Source organism: Demequina capsici, from assembly GCF_032102965.1.
GTDB lineage: Bacteria > Actinomycetota > Actinomycetes > Actinomycetales > Demequinaceae > Demequina > Demequina capsici.
In genome coordinates this window covers 1,505,194-1,524,389 of record NZ_CP134880.1, presented here as the reverse complement: position 1 = coordinate 1,524,389, position 19,196 = coordinate 1,505,194, and the positions used below count along the sequence as shown (strand labels likewise).

Sequence of the window (19,196 nt, the reverse complement as noted above, 5' to 3'; positions counted from 1 at the left end):
CCGTGGACGCCACCCCTCGCACCCATATCATCGGTGCCGGCCTCATCGGCGCGAGCATCGGGCTCGGCCTGCGCGCCGCAGGCTGGACCACCACGATCGCGGACGTCTCGGCGAACGCGGAACGGCTCGCATGGGACATCGGCGCCGGCATGCCGCTGGGGGACGACGCGCCCGAGCTGGTGATCGTCGCGGTGCGCCCGTCGGACACGGGGGACGTCGTCGCCAAGGCCCTCGCCACGTGGCCGGGTGCGCTCGTGACGGACGTCGCCTCCGTGAAGGCGCCGGTGCTGGATGCGGCGCGAGCGGTGGGCGCGGCCGACCGCTATGTCGGTTCCCATCCGATGTCGGGGCGGGAGGTGTCGGGAGGGCTCGCGGCCCAGTCGGACCTGTTCAGCGCGCGCCCCTGGGTGATCTGCCAGGGTGAGGCTCCACGTTCCGCGGTCGCAGTCGTCGCGTCGGTAGCGCAGGCGCTCGAGAGCGATGTGGTGGAGATGGAGGCGTCGGCGCATGATGCGGCGGTCGCGCGCGTCTCGCATGCCCCTCAGGTGGTCGCCTCTGCCGCTGCGGCCGCCCTGGGCCCGCTCGGCGCGGATGACGTGGCGCTTGCTGGGCAGGGTCTGCGCGACGTGACGCGCATCGCCGGATCGCCTCCGGCGATGTGGGCGGACATCGCGCGCCTGAACCGGCATGCGATCGTCGCGACGCTGGACCACATCATCGGCGATCTGGAGGACGTGCGCGAGGCCGACGACATCGGTGAGGCTCTCACGGACCTGATCGCGCGCGGCAACCTCGAGGTCGCGCGGATCCCCGGAAAGCACGGCGGGCGCACCCGGGAGTGGAGGGGAGTGACCGTGATCGTGCCCGACACGCCGGGCCAGCTGGTGCGTCTCCTGACCGATGCGGCGTCCGTGGGTGCGAACGTGGAGGACCTCTCGATCGAGCATTCTCCGAGGCAGCCCGTCGGCCTCACCACCTTGTACGTCGAGCCCGCGAGCGCCCCGCCGCTCGTCGAGGCATTGGAACGAGCGGGATGGACGGTGGCCGCCTCATGACCGGGATCGTGATCGCAATCGACGGACCTGCGGGGACCGGCAAGTCGACGGTCGCCCGCGAGGTCGCTCGTCGCATGAGGCTCGCCTACTTCGACACGGGCGCTACCTACCGCGTGGGCACCTTGTGGTGCCTTCGCGAGGGCGTCGACCTCGGCAACCAGGGCGATGTTGCTGCGATGGTCGCCACGATGAACGTCGAGCTGATCCTCAACCCGAGCAACCCTGCGATCGTGCTGGAGGGTGAGGACGTGTCGCGCCTGATCCGGTCCGACACTGTCGCGCTGCAGGTCTCCAAGGTCGCGACGAATCTCGAGGCGCGGCGGATCCTCGGTCAGTGGCAGCGGGACGTGATCGAGTCCGAGCGGGTCGGCGGGTATTCGGAGGGTCGGGGCGTGGTCGCCGAGGGACGCGACATCACCACGATCATCGCTCCCGACGCGGACGTGCGGGTGCTGATGACGGCGGACGAGGAGGTCCGAGTGGCCCGACGCGCGGGCGAAGGCGCGGACGTCGCCACCGTGAGGGAGGCGGTGCTCGGTCGCGACCGCCAGGACGCGACGGTGGTCGAGTTCCACACCGCGGCCGACGGGGTGGTCACCGTGGACACGACGGATCTCACGATCGACGAGGCCGTGCGAGCGGTGCTGACGCTCGCAGAGCGAGTCTCGTGAGCGGTCGTCAGGTGCCGAGCCGCTGGGGTCCTCGATGGTCCCGGTGGGTCGGTCGCTTCATGGCGAAGGTGCTGTGGCGCACCGAGGTGCGCCACCTGGATCGGTTGCCACGATCGGGGCCGGTGATCGTCGTGGCAAACCATGTGGGCATCGCGGACGGACCGTTGCTCCACGGCGTCATCCCACGCGGGTCGCACTTCCTGATCGGCGGCCACATGATGGAGGGCCTGCTCGGCAGGATCCTGCGGGTCGCGCAGCAGATCAAGGTCGAGGGCGGAGGGCGCCAGGCCCTCGCGCAGGCGTACGAGGTCCTGAAGCGTGGCGATGTCGTGGGCGTCTTCCCCGAGGGCACGCGCGGTGGAGGAACAGCGGAGTCGGTCCACGGGGGTGCCGCATGGCTCGCGCTGCGCACCGGAGCCCCTGTCGTTCCGGTCGCGATCCTGGGCACCAGGCTCCCTGGAGAGTCGGTCAGCGCGTGGCCGGAGCTGAGGCGACGTATGCTTATGGACTTCGGTGAGGCGACTTCGCTCGACACACCCCAGGAGCTGAAGGGCCGCGCCCGGCAGGACTGGGCGGATCAGCGCGTGGGCGAGATCCTTCGGGATCACCTCGCCGCAGTCCTTCCCACGACGGACCTCGAGCTTCCGAGGGACGATCCGCGCGCCGAGCGCGCCGCGAACGAAGCCCAGGAGGCAGAATGACCGACTTCGACGAGCTCGGCCCGGGTGAGACCGAGCTTCCGGTTCCCCATGAGTCCGATCCGGCCGAGAGCCTCGACGAGATCCGCGAGGCGGCGCTGCGCGCCGGCCTCGAGGCGTACGACCTCACCGAGGAGGACCTGGCGGCGCTTGAGGGCGACGCCGCACCGGTCGTCGAGGAGGCGCTCCCGACCCTTGCGATCATCGGCCGTCCGAACGTCGGCAAGTCGACGTTGGTGAACCGGATCATCGGCAAGCGGCTGGCTGTCGTGGAGGACCGCCCCGGTGTGACGAGGGACCGCGTGAACTACCGCGCCGAGTGGGCCGGCCGTGACTTCATGCTGCTCGACACGGGCGGTTGGGAGAAGAACGTCACAGGCATCGACCTGTCGGTCGCCCAGGCCGCCGAAGCCGCGATCGAGCTCTCGGACGCGATCATCCTGGTGGTCGACGCGACCGTCGGCGCCACCTCGACCGACGAGCAGGTGGTGCGCCTGCTGCGCAAGTCCGGCAAGCCGGTGGTCCTTGCGGCGAACAAGGTCGATGGACCCCAGGGAGAGCTCGAGGCGGCTGCCCTCTGGAACCTCGGCCTCGGCGAGCCGTATGCGATCAGCGCGCTGCACGGTCGCGGCACCGGCGACCTGCTCGACGCGGCGCTGGCGATCCTTCCGACGGAGATGCCCCAGGTGGAGGTGCCTGAGGACATGCCGAGGCGCATCGCCCTGGTGGGCAGGCCGAACGTGGGCAAGTCCTCGCTGCTGAACAAGCTCGCGGGCGAGAACCGCGTCGTGGTCCACGACGTCGCCGGCACGACCCGCGATCCGGTCGACGAGACCGTGGAGATCGACGGGCGCCCGTTCGTCCTGGTGGACACCGCCGGCATCCGGCGTCGCGTGCACCAGACCAAGGGTGCGGACTTCTACGCCTCGCTTCGCACGCAGACCGCGATCGAGCGCGCCGAGATCGCGCTGGTCCTGCTCGACGCGTCGGCGCCGTTGACGGAGCAGGACACGCGGGTGATCTCGCAGGTCGTCGATGCGGGCCGATCCATGGTCCTCGTCTTCAACAAGTGGGACCTGGTGGGCGAGGACGAGCGCTTCCTGCTGGAGCGGAGCATCGAGCAGGACCTCGTGCAGCTGCGGTGGGCTCCCCGCGTGAACCTTTCGGCGCGCACGGGCTGGCACACGAACCGTCTGATGCCAGCGGTGGATCTGGCGCTCTCCAGCTGGGATCAGCGTGTGTCGACGGGACGCCTGAACACCTTCCTCGGCGAGCTGGTGGCGGAGCATCCGCACCCGGTGCGCTCAGGCAAGCAGCCCAAGATCCTCTTCGGCACTCAGGCGTCGACTCGTCCGCCGCGCTTCGTGCTGTTCTCCTCCGGGTTCCTCGATCCCACGTACCGTCGATTCATCGAGCGGCGCCTGCGCGAGAACTTCGGTTTCGAGGGCACGCCGATCCAGATCTCGGTGCGTGTCAGGGAGAAGCGCAAGAAGCGCTGACGCTCAGCTCCATGAGCCGCGCGCGATCAGCACGTCGCGGAGCAGGTCCGCACGGTCGCTCACGAGGCCGTCGACGCCCATCTCTAGCAGCCGCGTCATCTCGGCGGTCTCGTTGACCGTCCATACGTGGACCTCGCGGCCCACGCGGTGCGCGGCGGTGACGTGACGTGACGTGAGCAGGGTGGTGCGGCCCATCTGTGCGGGAATCTGCAGCAGGTCCACCCGGCGCAGCGCGGCGCCCACGCCGCGTCCCAGCGCGCCGACTGCGAAGAACCCGGCGGCCTCGGATGTGCCCGCCGAGGTGGCGACAGGGCGGCTGAGCCGCTTGAGCGTCGCCACCCGCCGGCGAGCCGAGAACGACGCGACGCACACGCGTGCGTGGGAGCCGGTCCTCTCGATCGCGTCGGCCACGGGTCCGATGCCGGAGACCGCCTTGACGTCGATGTTCACCCGGAGCTCGGGCCAGGTGCCGAGCACGTCCTCCAGCAGCGGCACCGGCTCCACGCCGCCGATCCGCGCACCGAGCACCTCTGAGGACGGGAGGGAGGACACCAGCCCGACGCGGTCAGTGGTCCTGTCGAGCGACGCGTCGTGCAGGGCGACGGCGACGCCGTCCGCGGTGCCGTGAGCGTCGGTCTCGACGTAGCGGAAGCCCAGGTCGACCGCCGCCTGGAACGCCTTCATCGAGTTCTCGAGCCCCTCGCGGGAGAAGCCTCGATGAGCGAGTGCGACGATGGAGCCGCTCTCGCCCAGATACGGGTGACGCTCACGCATCGTCGCCCCCTCGTGACGGGAGAGCATGTGCGAGCCACCCGGTCACCCCGCCGAGGTACATCTCACGCGGCGCCGGGGCCGAGAGCGTGAGGTCGTGGACACCATCGGGCACCACGAGCAGCGAGACGTCGGCCCCCAGCCGCGGGGCGAGGCGGGAGATCGCGTCCACGTCCACCACGGTGTCCTGCGAGTCGAGCCGAGGGTTGTCGGGCGAGTCATGGCCTCCTTCGGCCGCCCGCGCGACGAGGACGGGGATCGCGAGCTGCAGGCCGGCGGCGACCTGCCGCTGCGCCTTGAGCACAGCCGCAAGCCACGCAGCGCGCACCGGAAGCCCGTCGGGACGCTTCCACGCGGTATCGAACTGCCATCGGCCGCCGTTCTGGGCGTGCAGGTGGGTGGCGTACCAGGACGGACCCGAGGAGACGATCGACAGCGGTCGGGTGCGAGCGATCACGGGCAACGATCGGGCTCCGAGGCGCATGCGCCAGGAGGAGGGCGCGCCGAGGAACGGGGAGTCGAGCACCAGCGCCTGCACGTGGCCTGGACCGTGGCGGTGAAGGCGCAGCAGCGCCGTGAGCCCACCGGTCGAGTGCGCATGGAGGGCAAGAGGGACTGTCGGCTCGAGGTGAGCCACCGCCTCGGCTGCCAGCGCGATGTCCTCACCGGGCTCGTCGACATCGTGCATCAGGTGCGGCACGTCGTCCTGCCGCAGCGAACGGCCCGCCCGCCGGAGGTCCACCGCGTAGAACGCGTAGCCCTGGCTCACCAGATGCTCGGCAAGGTGCTCCTGGAAGAAGTAGTCGTTGTAGCCATGGACGTGCAGGACCACGCCGCGCGGACGGGCCGGCCGCGCGAGCGCGCGCACCAGCGTCGCGGCGCCGAGCGGCGCCTGCTCGAACCCCGGGAGCACGTCCTCACGCCACGCGAGCGCGGCGCCGGGCGAGGGGGTGGTCACTCGCGCATCGTAACGCTCCGTCGGTGCACGTACGCCGCGTCGTCACGCGCCGTTCACCAGGTTGGTGCAGGCTGTGCTCATGACCGACGACGTGCGTCCCCTCACCGAGGCCAGTCCGGAGCTCGACGGCGAGCTCTCCGCCGACTCAGGGCGCGCCGCGCCTGGGAAGGGACGCATCGCTGCCTGGGCGCTGTGGGATTGGGCGACTCAGCCGTTCAACTCGGTGATCGTCACCTTCGTCTTCACGGCGCTGTACCTGACGTCCGATGCGTTCGTCGATCCTGAGATCGCGGCGCTGGGCCCCGACCATCCGTCGTACGACCTGGCGATCGCGAGCCTCACGAGCGGTCTTGGCCTCGCCGGGACGCTCGCGGGCGTTCTCGTGGCGCTGCTGGCGCCGGTGCTCGGCCAGCAGGCCGACACGGCGGGCAAGCGCAAGCGGTGGCTCGCGATCTCCACCGGCGTGTTGACGATCGTGACCGCAGCCCTCTACTTCGTGCAGGCGGCGCCCGCGTACTTCGTGCTGGGTGTGGGCCTGATCGCGATCGGGCTCGTCGCGAACGAGCTGGGCGGCGCGCAGTACAACGCGCTCATCACCCAGGTGACCACCCCCCGTAACGTGGGTCGTGTGTCCGGCCTGGGGTGGGGGCTCGGATACGTCGGCGGCATCGTGGCGTTGGTCCTGGTGGTCGTGGCCGATGGTGCGGACTGGTGGGGGATGTCCACCGACAACGGCATGGCGTACAGGATGATCGCGCTCGGCTGCGCGGCGTGGACAATCCTGTTCGGGTGGCCGGTGTTCGCGTTCGTCCCCGAACCGCGCGCCGCAGGTCGGGAGAAGGTCGGCTTCCTTGCTGGTTACGCGCGCCTGGGCCGTGACGTGGCGAGGCTCTGGCGCGACAGCAGGGAGACGGTCTGGTTCCTGGCGGCGAGCGCCATCTACCGGGACGGGCTTGCAGGCGTGTTCGCGTACGGCGCCGTGATCGCCTCGGTCGCCTTCGGGTTCAGCGCCACAGAGGTGTTGATCTTCGGCATCGCGGCGAACCTTGTGGCGGGTCTCGCGACGATGATCGCTGGCACGATCGACGACCGGATCGGCCCGCGGACCCTGATCCTGTGGTCGCTTGGCGGCATGGTGGTCGCGGGGACGGCGATCATCGTGCTGAACGGTGCGGGTCCGATCGTCTTCTGGGCGGCGGGCCTGGTCCTGTGCCTGTTCGTGGGCCCCGTGCAGGCGGCGTCGCGGTCACTGCTCGCGCGCGTCGCCCCGCCGGAGAGGGAGGGCGAGATGTTCGGCCTGTACGCGACGACGGGACGCGCTGCGTCGTGGATGGCGCCTCTGATGTGGACCTTGGCGATCGCGCTCACAGGTGCGACGATCTGGGGAGTGGTGGGCATCATCGGGGTCGTCGCCGTGGGCTTCGTGGCGCTGATGTTCGTCAAGATCGAGGCCCGCTGAGCCTCGTCGGGTCGAGCGACCGTCAGTCCTTGTCGATGCGGCCGGAGCCGCGCGCGTTGTAGACGGTCGACGTCGACGACCCGTAGGCGGCGTACACCGCGAGCGCGTCGTCCCTGCCGATGCCCTGGGTCACGGAGATACCGCGAGCCTCGAACTGCTGCGCCCAGTCCGCGACCATGGGTCCCTCGTCGAATCCCGTGAGGCGTTCGAGCTCTGGCCCGTCGCCCGCGACCACCAGATGTCGGATGCCGGACCACATGGTCGCGCCGTAGCACTGGACGCATGGACGCCAGTTGACGACGAGCGTCAGGTCCCGATCCGCGCCGAGGTCCCAGGTGCCGACGCGTCGCTGGGCCAGGCCGAGCGCCATGACCTCGGCGTGTCCGCTCGAGACGCCCGACGCGAGCACCACGTTGACGCCGACGGAGATCAGCTCGCCGGTCGCCTCGTCCACGACGATGGCGGCGAACGGGCCGCCGCCACCCTCCCGCCAGTTTCGGTCAGCGAGCGCGTTGACGAGCGCCATCTGGGCCTCGTGCCCGACGACGACGCGCGGGAGGGAGCCGAGCTCCTCCACGAGCCACTGCGGCAGGGAGAGCGAGAAAGACGACGTCAGCGGTGCAGGCACTTCGGCTCCAGACAGAGGGGGTGGCGGTCGCGTCCGATTGTCCACGGTCGATGTTGCCGCCGTGTTGCTCGAGCGTCCTGCGGGCCGGACGTGGCTCGGTAGGCTCGACTCCATGCTCGACGCCACGACCATGCGGATCGTGCTCGCGACGGTGACCGGCATCGTCCTGCTGCTCTTCTACGTGGGCACATACCGCAGGACGGGGTCTCGTTACGCGATGTGGTGGTGCTTCGCGCTGCTCGCGTCGGGGACGAGCACCGGGCTCTACCTCTTCAACGGCACCGGCCTGCAGGCGATCGCCAACCCTCTTGGCAACGTGTTCGGAGTCGTGGGGACCGGATGCGTGTGGTTCGCTGCGCGGGCGGTGCGTGGGCGGGCACCGATCTGGCCGGTCGAGGCGTTCCTGGTGGGTGTCGTGGGTCTCGCCGCGTTTCTGGACCACCCCGCGCATGACATCTGGGCAGGCGGCGGCTTCCTGCTGTGGGGCATGCTCGTGAACCTGGCGCTCACGGTGGGAGAGACGATCCTGCTGATACGCGAGCGGCGCGGCGCGACACGGTCCGCCGAGCCGGACGTGACCACGTCGGCGCTGAGGGCGCTGCTCGTGGCGTCCGGTGGACTGGCCGTGCTCTACGCCGGGCGCATCGCCGGCTACTACCTGCTCGGTCCGTTCGACCCGCGTTTCAAGGAGTGGCTGGGCAGCTCTGTGACGACGCTTGCGATCACGGTGGTGCTGGTGATCGCGACCTTCAGCGTCAGCGAGATCAGCCACTACGAGGTGACGCGAGAGATCAGGCTCCGTGCGCGCTACGACGACCTCACCGGGCTGCTGACCCGCGCCGAGTTCCTGGAGCAGGCTGACGCGTGGCGCGGCAGGCGACCCGGTGCTGCCATCGTCATGATGGCCGACCTGGATCACTTCAAGGCGCTCAACGACGCCCTGGGGCACGCGGCGGGAGATCGCGCGCTGCTCGCGTTCGGGACGGCCTGCAGGCAGGCCGTGGAGGGACGAGGGATCGCTGGTCGCATCGGTGGCGAGGAGTTCGCGATCCTGCTTCATGGCGACGACGTGACCTCCGCCCGCCAGGTCGCGGCCGAGATCTCGCACCGCTACGCGCATGACACCCCGATCCGGTTGGGCACTCCCACCGTGAGCTACGGCGTGGCGGCAGCAGCAGCGCAGGAGATCTTGAGCGACGCGATCGCGCGAGCCGACCGAGCCCTGTACCGGGCGAAACGCGCCGGTCGCGACCGGTTCGAGGTGGACGACGCGTCCGATCAATAGGCTTGTCGCATGCTCGACCTCGACACGCTTCGAACGGCGCAGGCCGCCGTGGGAGTGTGCGCGTTCGCGCTCGTCTATCTAGGGACCTACCGGCCCACCCGCGCACCGTACGCCGCGTGGTGGAGCGCAGCAGTCGTCGCGTCCGGACTCGGCACGGCGATCTACCTGGTCGCTGGAGGGCTCGGACGCCTGTCCGACGCGCTGGGGAACGCGGTCAGCGTCGTCGGCGCGGCGCTCGTGTGGTGCGCTGCGCGGTCTCTGCATAGGGGCCGGATCACCTGGTGGCACCTGGTTCCCGTGCCAGTCGTGGTGCTCGTGTGGTCGCTCCTGGACGTCCGTTCCGACGGTGTGCTGTCGGGGACCCTGGCGCTGCTGCTGGGCATGGGTCTGTTCCTCGGGCTCACCGCGATGGATCTGGTGCGCGTGCTCAAGCAACGGTTCCTGGCGCGCTCGGAGGATGCATTCCACTCGGCGCGGGCTGCTGTGGTGTCGATGGTGATCGCCTCGGCAGCGACGTCCGGCTTCTACGCGCTGCGCGTGGTGTCCTACCTGGTCGTGGGCCCGTCGGACCCCTTCTACGTGACCTGGACGGGTCCGTTGGCCACCACCCTCGTGATCCTCATCATGCTCGTGGTCGTCACGTACTCCGTCACCGAGCTCAGCCACATGGAGATGTCTCGCCAGTGGCGCGAGAAGGCGACGCACGACGATCTCACGGGCCTGCTCACCAGGGCCGCCTTTCACGAGCTCGCTGAGTCCGCGCTGCTGGAGGCGGCGACGACTCATCGCGCACTCGTGATGATCGCGGCCGACTTCGACCACTTCAAGCTGCTCAACGACACTTACGGCCACGCGGAGGGCGATCGCGCGTTGTCCGCATTCGGGGACGCCTGCAGGGGAGTGCTGCGCGAGCAGGACCTGGCGTGCCGCATGGGCGGCGAGGAATTCTCGATCCTCCTTGTCGGAGCAGGCGTCGAGGATGCTCGAGCGGTCTGCGAGCGGCTTTCCCAGGTCTTCGCACGCGGATACGCCGACCGCCCACTGCACCCGCCGACGGTCAGCTGGGGTGTCACCGTCGCCGACCCCGCCAAGCCCCTGGGTTCGCTCATGGCCAGAGCCGATGCCGCGCTCTACCGCGCGAAGGATGCCGGCAGAGACCGGATCGAGCTCGATCCGACCTCCACGTGACGCCTCGCGGCCCGAATGGTCTTCAGAGACCCCAGACATCCGCTACGATTATCAGGCTGTCACGGGCTGTGGCGCAGTTTGGTAGCGCACTTGACTGGGGGTTAAGGGGTTTACCCCGCTCTGGTCGGCCCGAATAACTGAAAATCGATGCCACGGGATGTGGCGCAGCTTGGTAGCGCACCTGACTGGGGGTCAGGGGGTCGCAGGTTCAAATCCTGTCATCCCGACGAAAAAGCCTTGATGAGAAGCCATTTTCATCGGGGCTTTGTCATGTCTGGCGACGGGTTTTTGTCGGTCCCCCTCTGGTCCCCTGGGCGCAGCGTGGGCTCGTGATCGTCGCCCGCCGAATACCCTCCGGGGCTTCTCGGACTTCATGCCTGTGGATAAGGGGACCAAAAGGGGACCAGAATCTCATACCGGGGGTGCCCGCGCGCGGTGCCTCAGGGAGCCTGCCCCGCTTTTCCGGACACCTGAGTTGAGGCGATGATCGTCTCAGAGAGGAGTCCGTGAGATGCCTGCTGCTCACCCGCCGGAGTTCCGGCGTCGAGCCCTGGATCTTGTCGCGCAGGGCAACCCCGTCGGTCAGACCGCGCGTGATCTGGGGATCAGCGAGTCGTGCCTGCGGAACTGGATGAACCGTGACGCGGTCGACTCCGGCCGCAAGCCCGGCATCACGACCGAGGAGCATAAGGAGCTCGTCGAGCTGCGCCGTCGCAACCGGGTTCTGGAGATGGAGATCGAGATCCTCAAGCGTGCTTCGGCGTATTTCGCCAGGGAGAACGTGCTCCCAAAATAGGGTTCCGGCTGGTCCAGGAGCTCGCCGCGGACGGTGTCCCCGTCGCGGTGGCCTGCCGGTTCCTGAAGGTCTCCGCGTCCGGCTACTACGACTGGCGAGAACGAGCGCCGTCGCTGCGAGCCGTCGCGGACGGCGAGCTGACTGCGACGATTCGACGCATCCATGCCGACTCGTGCGAGACCTATGGCGCGCCTCGGGTGCTTGCGGAGCTGCGGCTCGGACTCGGTGTTCACGTCGGCCGCAAACGCGTCGCTCGGCTTATGCGGCTGGGCGGGATGGTCGGTGTCTCGCATCGGCGCAAGCGACGGGGCTGGAAACCGGACACCGCGACGCACGAGGATCTCGTGAAGCGGCAGTTCCGCGCGAACGCGCCGAACCGGCTCTGGTTCTGTGACATCACGCAGCACCGCGCGAGAGACGGGTGGGTCTACTGCGCGGCCGTGATCGATGCGTTCAGTCGCCGGATCGTGGGGTGGTCAATCTCGGATCGGATCACCGCGGAGATCGTCGTCGACGCGCTCGAGATGGCTCGCTGGCGGCGCCGCCCCGAGCCCGGCACCGTGGTCCACGCGGACCGCGGAACGCAATACACCAGCTGGCTGTTCGGGCACCGGCTGCGCCAAGCCGGGCTGCTCGCCTCAATGGGCAGAGTCGCGTCGAGCGTTGACAACGCGCTCATCGAGAGCTTCTGGTCGACGATGCAACGCGAGCTGCTGGACCGCACGACCTGGGATTCGCGGGCGCAGCTCGCGTCGGCGATGTTCGAGTAGATCGAAGGCTTCTACAACCCGCGCCGCCGACACACCAGCCTCGGCGACCTCAGCCCCGCCGACTACGAAACCCTTCACACCGCCGCCGAAATCGCGGCATGATCAACACACAAGAACCGTCCGGGAAACCGGGTCAGGCTCCCAGCGACCTCGACGGGCCTGAGTGGCGGGACGGGCTGCTGCTTCCGGTTGACCGGGCGGGGAAGGCACCGGCTTGTTCTGCGGCGGAGGCGAGGTGGCGGTCATCGGGACGCAGGTAGCCGCCGGTGGTCTCGACGGAGGCATGGTCGAGGATGTCCTGAAGAACGTGGAGCGGGATGCCCGTAGGGGTGGAGCCCGATGAGGTCTCGCACGCGCTGGGCGAATCGCCCTCATCGTGGCTCGTCGCGTCGACGCCAGGACGCCGCAAGTCGCCTGTTCGCGCTTCTCCTGAACGGTATCGCCCTCCCCTGTGCGTGAAGGACACCTGGAATCGCGCGCCGATGACGTGCGTCGGGAGCCGTACTCGAGGGAGGCGGCGCCCGACGCACATTTAGCCAGGGTCAGGGCACGGAGTAGCCCGCGGCGCGGAACAGCTCGTACCACTCGGCGCGCGTCAGCGGGAGGTCTGATCCCTGCGCGGCGGCGGCCACGCGGTCGGGCGTGGTCGTGCCGAGCACGACCTGCATCTGCGCCGGGTGGCGAGTGATCCAGGCCACCGCGATGGCCTCGACCGGGACGGCGTATTGCTCCGCAAGCCGATCGACGACCGCGTTCAGCTTCGGGTAGCGGTCGGATCCCAGGAATGGGCCGTCGAAGAATCCGGCCTGGAACGGCGACCAAGCCTGGATCGTGATGTCGTTCAGGCGGCAGTAGTCGATGATCCCGTCGTCGCGCACGATCGACTGGTCGAGGCCCTGCATGTTCGCCGCGACGCCCTGGGCGATCATCGGCGCGTGCGTGATCGACAGCTGCAGCTGGTTCGCCACGATCGGCTGGGTGACGTGCTTGCGCAGCAGGTCGATCTGGCGGGGGGTCTGGTTCGAGACGCCGAACGCCCGCACCTTGCCGGCGGCCGATAGCTCGTCGAACGCGCGGGCGACCTCCTCCGGCTCGACGAGCGCGTCGGGGCGATGCAGCAGGAGGATGTCGAGGTAGTCGGTGCCGAGCGCCTGGAGAGAGCCGTTCACTGACTCGATGATGTGCTCGTAGGAGAAGTCGAAGTACGGCCCCTCGCGGACGATGCCGGCCTTCGACTGGATGATGAACTGCTCGCGCTCGGACGAGGTGAGCTTCAGCGCTTCCGCGAAGCGACGCTCGCAGCCGTGCTTGGAGCTGCCGTAGACGTCGGCGTGGTCGAGGAACGTGATGCCCGCGTCGCGCGCGGTGCTCACGAGCGTGCGGACCTCCTCGTCGGTCTTGTCCTGGATCCGCATGAGTCCAAGGACGACGTTGGGCACCACCATGTCGGTGCCGGGCAGGGTAAAGGTCTTCATCGGTTCTTCCTCGTGTCGGGATCAGGCGGACAGGCGGGCGACCTGGTCGCTCGTCAGGACGAGCTCTGGTGCGCGGGCAGAGTCGCGGATGCTGTCGGGGCGGGACGCGCCGGGGATAGGGATCACCACGGGCGCGAGCGCGAGCTCCCAGGCGAGGGTCACCTGGTACACGCTGGCGCCGACCTCGTCCGCGACCTCCTGGAACGCGCCGTGACGGTCGGCGAGGTCCTTCGCGCCCGCGATGCCCCCGAGGGGGCTCCACGGCAGGAAGGCGATGCCGAGCTCGGCGCAATGCTCGAGCTCACCCTGGCTGGAGCGGAACGCGGGGGAGAACTGGTTTTGCACCGATGCGAGCCGCCCGCCGAGCACCTCGCGGGCCTCGTCGATCTGCGCCACGTCGGCGTTGGAGATGCCGGCCATCAGGATCACGCCCTCGTCGAGCAGGTCGCGGATCGCGCCGACCGAGTCGGCGTACGGCACCGCCGGGTCGGGACGGTGGAACTGGTACAGGCCGATCGCGTCGACGCCGAGGCGGCGGGCGGACTCCTTCGCGGCGCGTTTGAGGTACTCCGGGTCGCCGTTGCGCGTCCAGGAGCCGTCGCCCGGACGCAGGTGGCCGCCCTTGGTCGCGACGAGCACGTCGGCTGCGCCGGGGCCGTACTCGCGCAGGGCGCGGGCGATGAGCTCCTCGTTGTGGCCGACCTCGTTCGCGTCGCGGTGGTAAGCGTCCGCGGTGTCGATGAGGGTGACGCCGGCCTCGAGGGCGGCGTGGATCGTGGCGATCGAGCGGTCCGCGTCGGGGCGGCCCTCGATCGACATGGGCATGCCGCCGAGGCCGATCGCCGATACGGTCCGATTACCGATGGTGCGCTGCTGCATCTACATGTTCCTTCGTGAGGTCCTCGTAGCGGTGCCGTCCGGCGCCGCGTCCTCACTCTAGGAAGCGGTAATCTAGAAGTCCAACCGGTGCTTGTTCTGGGATTGAGAAGCTGGAGATGTGAGTGGACTTGCGTCAAATGGAATACCTCCTCGCGGTCGCCGAGGAGCGCCACTTCACGCGCGCCGCGGAGCTCACCGGCATTTCTCAATCAGGGCTTTCGTCGGCCATCCGCAGCCTCGAGGAGGAGCTGGGTACTCCGCTGTTCGATAGGACCACGCGCCGGGTCGAGTTGACTGAGGCGGGTCTGGTGCTACTGCCCCACGCGCGCCAGATGATCGCTCAGGCGGTCGCCGCCCGCGATGCCGTGGTCACGGCGAGCCGCGAAGTCACCGGGTCTCTGCGGGTGGGGTCGGAGCAGTGTCTGGGCTTCGTCGACGTGGTCGGCCTCCTGGAGCGGTTCCATCGCCGCCACCCCCGCGTCGAGACACATTTCACGCAGGCGGGTTCGCAGGACCTCATCGCCCTGGCCCGCGCCGGCAACATCGACGTGGCCTTCGTCGCGTCCACCAAGCACCTCGGTGCACTGCCGCACCGCACATTAGGCGAGGAGTCACTGGTTCTCCTGACTGCCCCGAATCATCCGCTCGCCGCGTCATCCGGCTCGCGTCCCGAGGTGACCTGGCGGCAACTCGAGGGCGCCGATTTCATCGACTTCACCCCTTCCTGGGGCGTCCGAGACATCAACGACGAGAGGCTCGCCGCTCAGGGAGTGAGCCGCCGCGTACGTTGCACCGTCAACGACGTGCACACGCTACTCGACCTCGTTGGGCGCGGCCTCGGCGTCGCCATCGTTCCGCAGCACGTCTCGGCCAAGCCTCAGGCGGCGGGGCTCCGCGTATTCACCCTGCCCGGGACTGCCGGGCCGTCGTGGACCGTCTCGGTCGTCTCGACCGCGCGTGTTCCCGTCGACGCCCCCGCGGCGCACCTGCTCGAGCTGCTAGGGGACGCCAGCGCGGCGACCGAGACGCGCGCCCTGGTCGGCTGATCATGTCGTCCTCTTGAACGAGTCGCAGACCGTCGCGAATAGCTGCTGAAGTGTCGCCCGGTTCCCCCTCTGCCTCAACAACCCCGACGCGGCCCATCACTTCTGCAACACAGGCGGAACTGTGCCACCTCGCGGGACCTCGGTGATATCCCGATTGACGGGGGACCAGAAGGTGGGCCAGAGTCATGCGGCCCTTCACGTCCTGGGAGGCCACTCTGGCAGATGGCCGATCAGGTGGAGCGAGAGGGTCAAGACCCCTTGTCCGGGGCAAGCTTCGGCGAACAAGGTGAGGGAACTTTCGGATCGTTCCGCCCAAACCGAGACCTCTTAGACCCCTCGCGTGCCTTCGCAGAGGGGACCAAACGGGGACCAGAATCATGCATAACCATGATTCTCATGACGGGATCTGAATGATCTGACCCGCGGAATCATTCCGAAACTCGGTCCGATCGACGTTCCTCGACGCCTGGGGGTCAAGGGGTCGCAGGTTCAAATCCTGTCAGCCCGACGTTGTGAAGAGCCGTTTTTCCTGGTAAATGCTAGGAGGGCGGCTCTTCTGCTTGGGCCTGAATATGAGCCTAGTCATCACTTTGGGGCGCTTGCAGGGCACTTGCTCAGAGGGCGAAAGCGGTGTCGGTCTAACTCGCCCCGGCGAGTCAGACCGACTGGAGTCGGGCGGTCGAGCCAATTGCGCTCGAAGGATTCGCCCACGCGGCCCCATAGTCGACAGAGTGCGAGACAGGTATGTGCTGTCTGTGCCTGTTCTCGCCGAACCGAATCCGGCGTCTCGATCGCGTCGCGTCTACCTCGACTCGCGGCGCGAGTGGGCGGAGGTGCGCCTGAGTTGGAATGCTCACGCGGTTCGGAGGTCACTTCCACCCGAGATCGACGTGCGACCAGGTACCTGTGGCTTCGCCGCGGAGCACCGGGTCGATGAATGCGTTCATGAGCTGCGCCGCGAGCGCGACGGTCCGGTAGTTCGCGCAGGCGGGCACGGGTTTGGCGTCCTTCGCGTACCGTCGTCCCCAAGAAGGAGGGACGGTGAAACGGTCGGGGATCTCGAGGCCCCGTACGCGTGCTTCCGTTACGAGCGATCGTCGCAGCTTGTCGGCGTCGACGTCCTCGGTAGTAGCCAGCACCACGAGGTCGACGAGATCCCATTCCCGGGTGGAGGGCTTGCCGCTGTACTCGGCGATCGTGGCGCAGACCTTGTCGGCGATCTGATCGACGACGGGGTAGAGGCGGTAGTCGTGGCTTGCCAGCCTCGGGATATGGAGTCTGTTCGCCGGCGCCGTCACCGTCGGATCGTCGGTGATCACGACGTTGACGACGAGGTCGACGTTGAGCGCGCCGCGCTTGTTCGCGCCGACGTAGACGTCGAAGCTGACGCGGTAGCCGTCGGCGTATGCCTGCTGGCCGCCTATGGAGCTGCGATGGCCCGTGTATTCGAACCGGAAGTAGTCCCCGAGGTCGACGGCAGCGAGTTGTCGCAGGTCGGCAAGGGCACCTTCGAGGGAGAGCCCCGTACGGAACAGGTCCACGTCGCTGGTCGTCCGCGCTGATCCGACTCGCGCGAGGACGCCGGTGCCGCCCTTGAGCACCCATCCGGATTCGTCGGCCTCGGAGAACACGCGGCTCAGGAAGCGGCGGAAGTGTTCCTGGGCGATTCGGTCTGACATCGTGATCGACGGATCCGCCGCGGAGGCGCGTCTTGCCGCGTCACGGATAGCCGCCTCGACCCCGGCGGCGGACGTGTAGGGCTCGGAATTCAAGGCTTCGCCTCGACGGTGTCGATGTCGACGCCGGCATGGTGCTGTGCAACCTGGGCGAGCATCGCCCAGTCAGCGGCGACGATCGCCTCGCTGACGCGCTTCTGTGCACTTGTGGCACGCGCAGCGATGCCCGCAGCGCTGAGGTTCGCGATCGCCTGCTGGATGTTGGGGAGGGCGGCTGCCTGGGACGTCACCAGCCGTTCCAGCGTCTGTGACATGGCGGCGACCTGCTTCGCCTGGGTATCGAGAGCTGCGCGCAGAGCAGCGGAGTCGAACGTCGCAGTGGCCGAGGCGATCGCTTGAGCAAGTTGGTCGATCGAGGGGAAGGCGGACAGCACGGTCTCGCTCAGTGTGGTGGTCAGTGCTGTGATCTGCTTTGTCTGTGCTTCGAGTGCCGACTGCAGCGCGGGGCTATCGAGAAGTGCAGATACGTCATTCGCCGCGAGGTAGTCGCGTGCAACAAGTGCACCGAGGTCTGGCATGTCCACGATCTGTCGCGACAGGCTCTTCAGATCGATGTGCGCCACCTCGAGCAGTTCCTCAAGCAGTGCGTTGCCGTCGCCCTTGGCGTGGCCGTTGCGCTCGGCGAGCGGGCCGAGCAGTTCCACGAGGCGGGCGGAGTCAAACTTCGTCTTGCGGGTGGCGTCTCGGAGCGCGTCGCCGACGTGGTCGAGCTGTGCGCGCTGCTCGACGAGGTCGGCAATGGTGCGCTCCGCGGTGGTTACGGGCAGGCCTTCTCGGACTGTGATGTCGTCGCGCGTTAGGGTGCGTGTCCGGTAGTGCACGTCGGGTCGTTGAGTCTGCTTGCGGTGCGGTGTGGTGAACTCGCTGCGCACCGCGCGGAAGTCCCCGATGTCATGCAGAACGGCCGCAGATTCTCCCGAGACGACGACCTTGCTGGGCTCGTCCCGAAGTCGCTCCCACGCAAGACGTGCCGGGTCCGATGCAAGCCACGCCGCGCGAAGTTCGTCGTGTTGGCCGCCGGGTGCGCCAGCATCTTTGTAGACCCCGTGCGCCAGGCGGACCAGGTCCCCGGACTCGGTCAGGCGGTTGAGGTTCATGTGGCTCACGCCGCGCACACTGGCCTGAGCCGAAGTGACCATGCCCCACTGGGACTCGGACGCCTCAGCTAGTGTTCTTAGCGCTTCGCGTGCCTGCATGCTTGGATACTAACGCCATGAACGTTAGTTTCCCAGCGGTATGGGGCGAGTCGGTGGAATTGGTTCGGCACTCGACGCGTCGATCTGAGCGATCCAGAGCGGGGTAGCCTCGCCGGTCGCAAGCCAGATTGGACGTTGCTAGGCACTGCGGCGGACCAAAGAGCATCACGCTGAAGTTCCGCATGGTCGCGGCGATCGCTAATCCGCGCGGAGCAGTCGAAACGTACAGTGTCGTCTCGCGGGTAGCCCGGTTTGCTGATGATGAGGGCGAGGACTTCGAGGCGAAGCGGGTCTTCTCGGAGGCCGCTGTTCGCGCCTCGCTCGACGCGAGAGGATGACTGCCCCCGTGCCGGCTCGTGCGAGATACGGATCCCATGCCGTCCGCATCCCGCACCGTCGAGATCTCCGCACCGATCAGCGCTGTCTACGCCTTCTTCACTGACCCCGCCAACGACCCGAAGTGGCGTGGCGGCGTCAAGGAGATGCTTCTCGACGGGCAGCCGCGCGTCGGCGCCGTGGTACGCCGGGTGGTCGCCGGGCCGGGTGGCCGCTCGATCGACGCGAACGTCGAGATTACCGAGCTCACGGCGCCGACCAGGTATGCCTCCAAGACGGTGACAGGGCCCGTGCGCCCGGTCGGAATCTACAGCTTCGTGTCGGCAGGTGACCGGACGAGAGTGACGTTCTCGCTGGATGTCGAGGTGAGTGGTCTGAAGAAGCTGTTCATGGGCGGGCCGGTGCAGAAGAGCATGGACGGTGAGATGGCCGCGCTTGACAAGGCGAAAGAGCTCCTCGAGTCCTAATCCCGCACCTGCGGGCATGCCGGCGCAAACGCGTTGGGGTTGAGGAGGCGACGATGCAGATCCCTAAGCCCGGTCCGGCCACGGGCGGCTACCTCGTCGCGCCCGCAGCCTGGAGGGACGAGCCCGAGCTGCTCAGCGAATGGATCGGCCTCGCCCTGGCTCAGGTGAGCGCACTGCCGCCGAAGCAGTCGAAGGCCCGCAACAAGGGGTCCTGATGCGCCGCTTCGTGCGCCCGGGGTTGAGTGGAGGCGCAGCCGTTGTTCCGGTGAAGTGGCCGGACGTG

Annotated in this window: 19 protein-coding genes and 2 tRNA genes; 14 read left to right on the top strand and 7 right to left on the bottom strand. The window is 68.3% G+C overall.

Annotation, left to right across the window (positions count from 1 at the left end; all coding sequences use genetic code 11):
* Positions 1 to 2: 2 nt before the first annotated feature.
* From RN607_RS07335 to der, 4 genes are read left to right on the top strand one after another with little or no spacing between them, the layout of a single operon-like run.
* Entirely contained in the window at positions 3 to 1,055 is a 1,053-nt protein-coding gene (locus RN607_RS07335) for a prephenate dehydrogenase (RefSeq protein ID WP_313501585.1), read from the top strand.
* The gene (cmk, locus tag RN607_RS07330) at positions 1,052 to 1,726 is read left to right on the top strand and encodes a (d)CMP kinase (RefSeq protein ID WP_313545376.1); all 675 of its coding nucleotides are present in this window, start codon (positions 1,052 to 1,054) and stop codon (positions 1,724 to 1,726) included. Before RN607_RS07335 ends, cmk begins: the two co-directional genes overlap by 4 nt.
* Positions 1,723 to 2,427 carry a lysophospholipid acyltransferase family protein gene (locus tag RN607_RS07325; protein WP_313545373.1) on the top strand — a complete coding sequence of 235 codons (705 nt, stop codon included), beginning with the start codon at positions 1,723 to 1,725 and terminating at the stop codon, positions 2,425 to 2,427. The genes cmk and RN607_RS07325 overlap by 4 nt, the downstream gene beginning before the upstream one ends.
* Complete coding sequence (gene der / locus RN607_RS07320) at positions 2,424 to 3,923, top strand: ribosome biogenesis GTPase Der (RefSeq protein WP_313545372.1); 1,500 nt, start codon at positions 2,424 to 2,426, stop codon at positions 3,921 to 3,923. Before RN607_RS07325 ends, der begins: the two co-directional genes overlap by 4 nt.
* Before the next feature lie 3 nt (positions 3,924 to 3,926).
* Here der and RN607_RS07315 read toward each other — a convergent pair whose 3' ends face one another.
* Both RN607_RS07315 and RN607_RS07310 read right to left on the bottom strand, forming a co-directional pair.
* Positions 3,927 to 4,697, bottom strand: a complete 771-nt coding sequence (locus tag RN607_RS07315; RefSeq protein WP_313501574.1) for a glycerophosphodiester phosphodiesterase family protein — start codon at positions 4,695 to 4,697, stop codon at positions 3,927 to 3,929.
* Positions 4,690 to 5,652 (bottom strand): alpha/beta fold hydrolase, encoded by a 963-nt coding sequence (locus RN607_RS07310; protein ID WP_313545370.1) that lies wholly within the window; start codon positions 5,650 to 5,652, stop codon positions 4,690 to 4,692. Before RN607_RS07310 ends, RN607_RS07315 begins: the two co-directional genes overlap by 8 nt.
* 79 nt (positions 5,653 to 5,731) lie before the next feature.
* On the opposite strand from RN607_RS07310, the gene RN607_RS07305 reads away from it, so the two are divergent.
* Positions 5,732 to 7,111 (top strand): MFS transporter, encoded by a 1,380-nt coding sequence (locus RN607_RS07305; RefSeq protein ID WP_313501568.1) that lies wholly within the window; start codon positions 5,732 to 5,734, stop codon positions 7,109 to 7,111.
* Between the two features lie 22 nt (positions 7,112 to 7,133).
* Here RN607_RS07305 and RN607_RS07300 read toward each other — a convergent pair whose 3' ends face one another.
* On the bottom strand, positions 7,134 to 7,739 hold the full coding sequence (locus RN607_RS07300) for a nucleoside deaminase (protein ID WP_313501565.1): 606 nt from the start codon (positions 7,737 to 7,739) through the stop codon (positions 7,134 to 7,136).
* Positions 7,740 to 7,851: 112 nt separating this feature from the next.
* Between RN607_RS07300 and RN607_RS07295 the strand changes: the two genes are divergently transcribed.
* The 6 genes from RN607_RS07295 (at position 7,852) to RN607_RS07270 (ending at position 11,778) form a co-directional block, all read left to right on the top strand.
* Positions 7,852 to 9,024 carry a GGDEF domain-containing protein gene (locus tag RN607_RS07295; protein WP_313545368.1) on the top strand — a complete coding sequence of 391 codons (1,173 nt, stop codon included), beginning with the start codon at positions 7,852 to 7,854 and terminating at the stop codon, positions 9,022 to 9,024.
* A 9-nt stretch (positions 9,025 to 9,033) separates the two neighbouring features.
* On the top strand, positions 9,034 to 10,212 hold the full coding sequence (locus RN607_RS07290; RefSeq protein ID WP_313545366.1) for a GGDEF domain-containing protein: 1,179 nt from the start codon (positions 9,034 to 9,036) through the stop codon (positions 10,210 to 10,212).
* Positions 10,213 to 10,274: 62 nt separating this feature from the next.
* Positions 10,275 to 10,345: transfer RNA gene (locus RN607_RS07285), tRNA-Pro, on the top strand.
* A 20-nt stretch (positions 10,346 to 10,365) separates the two neighbouring features.
* A tRNA-Pro gene (locus RN607_RS07280) sits at positions 10,366 to 10,439 on the top strand.
* Positions 10,440 to 10,723: 284 nt separating this feature from the next.
* On the top strand, positions 10,724 to 11,008 hold the full coding sequence (locus RN607_RS07275) for a transposase (protein ID WP_313545364.1): 285 nt from the start codon (positions 10,724 to 10,726) through the stop codon (positions 11,006 to 11,008).
* 47 nt (positions 11,009 to 11,055) lie between these two features.
* Positions 11,056 to 11,778: an IS3 family transposase gene (locus RN607_RS07270; RefSeq protein ID WP_313545362.1), complete on the top strand. Its 723-nt coding sequence runs from the start codon at positions 11,056 to 11,058 to the stop codon at positions 11,776 to 11,778.
* Between the two features lie 542 nt (positions 11,779 to 12,320).
* On the opposite strand, the gene RN607_RS07265 is transcribed toward RN607_RS07270, so the two are convergent.
* Both RN607_RS07265 and RN607_RS07260 read right to left on the bottom strand, forming a co-directional pair.
* Positions 12,321 to 13,253 (bottom strand): aldo/keto reductase, encoded by a 933-nt coding sequence (locus RN607_RS07265; RefSeq protein ID WP_313545360.1) that lies wholly within the window; start codon positions 13,251 to 13,253, stop codon positions 12,321 to 12,323.
* A gap of 21 nt (positions 13,254 to 13,274) precedes the next feature.
* Entirely contained in the window at positions 13,275 to 14,132 is an 858-nt protein-coding gene (locus RN607_RS07260) for an aldo/keto reductase (RefSeq protein WP_313545358.1), read from the bottom strand.
* A 137-nt stretch (positions 14,133 to 14,269) separates the two neighbouring features.
* On the opposite strand from RN607_RS07260, the gene RN607_RS07255 reads away from it, so the two are divergent.
* Complete coding sequence (locus RN607_RS07255) at positions 14,270 to 15,178, top strand: LysR family transcriptional regulator (RefSeq protein WP_313545356.1); 909 nt, start codon at positions 14,270 to 14,272, stop codon at positions 15,176 to 15,178.
* An 869-nt stretch (positions 15,179 to 16,047) separates the two neighbouring features.
* Here the strand turns inward: RN607_RS07255 and RN607_RS07250 are convergent.
* A complete protein-coding gene (locus tag RN607_RS07250) occupies positions 16,048 to 16,950 on the bottom strand; it encodes a nucleotidyl transferase AbiEii/AbiGii toxin family protein (protein WP_313501556.1) in 903 nt (300 codons plus the stop codon).
* The gene (locus RN607_RS07245; RefSeq protein WP_313501694.1) at positions 16,947 to 18,053 is read right to left on the bottom strand and encodes a type IV toxin-antitoxin system AbiEi family antitoxin domain-containing protein; all 1,107 of its coding nucleotides are present in this window, start codon (positions 18,051 to 18,053) and stop codon (positions 16,947 to 16,949) included. The genes RN607_RS07250 and RN607_RS07245 overlap by 4 nt, the downstream gene beginning before the upstream one ends.
* A gap of 431 nt (positions 18,054 to 18,484) precedes the next feature.
* Here RN607_RS07245 and RN607_RS07240 point away from each other — a divergent pair, with 431 nt between their 5' ends.
* Both RN607_RS07240 and RN607_RS07235 read left to right on the top strand, forming a co-directional pair.
* A complete protein-coding gene (locus RN607_RS07240) occupies positions 18,485 to 18,913 on the top strand; it encodes an SRPBCC family protein (protein ID WP_313501554.1) in 429 nt (142 codons plus the stop codon).
* Positions 18,914 to 18,966: 53 nt separating this feature from the next.
* On the top strand, positions 18,967 to 19,128 hold the full coding sequence (locus RN607_RS07235) for a hypothetical protein (protein WP_313501552.1): 162 nt from the start codon (positions 18,967 to 18,969) through the stop codon (positions 19,126 to 19,128).
* Positions 19,129 to 19,196 lie beyond the last annotated feature (68 nt).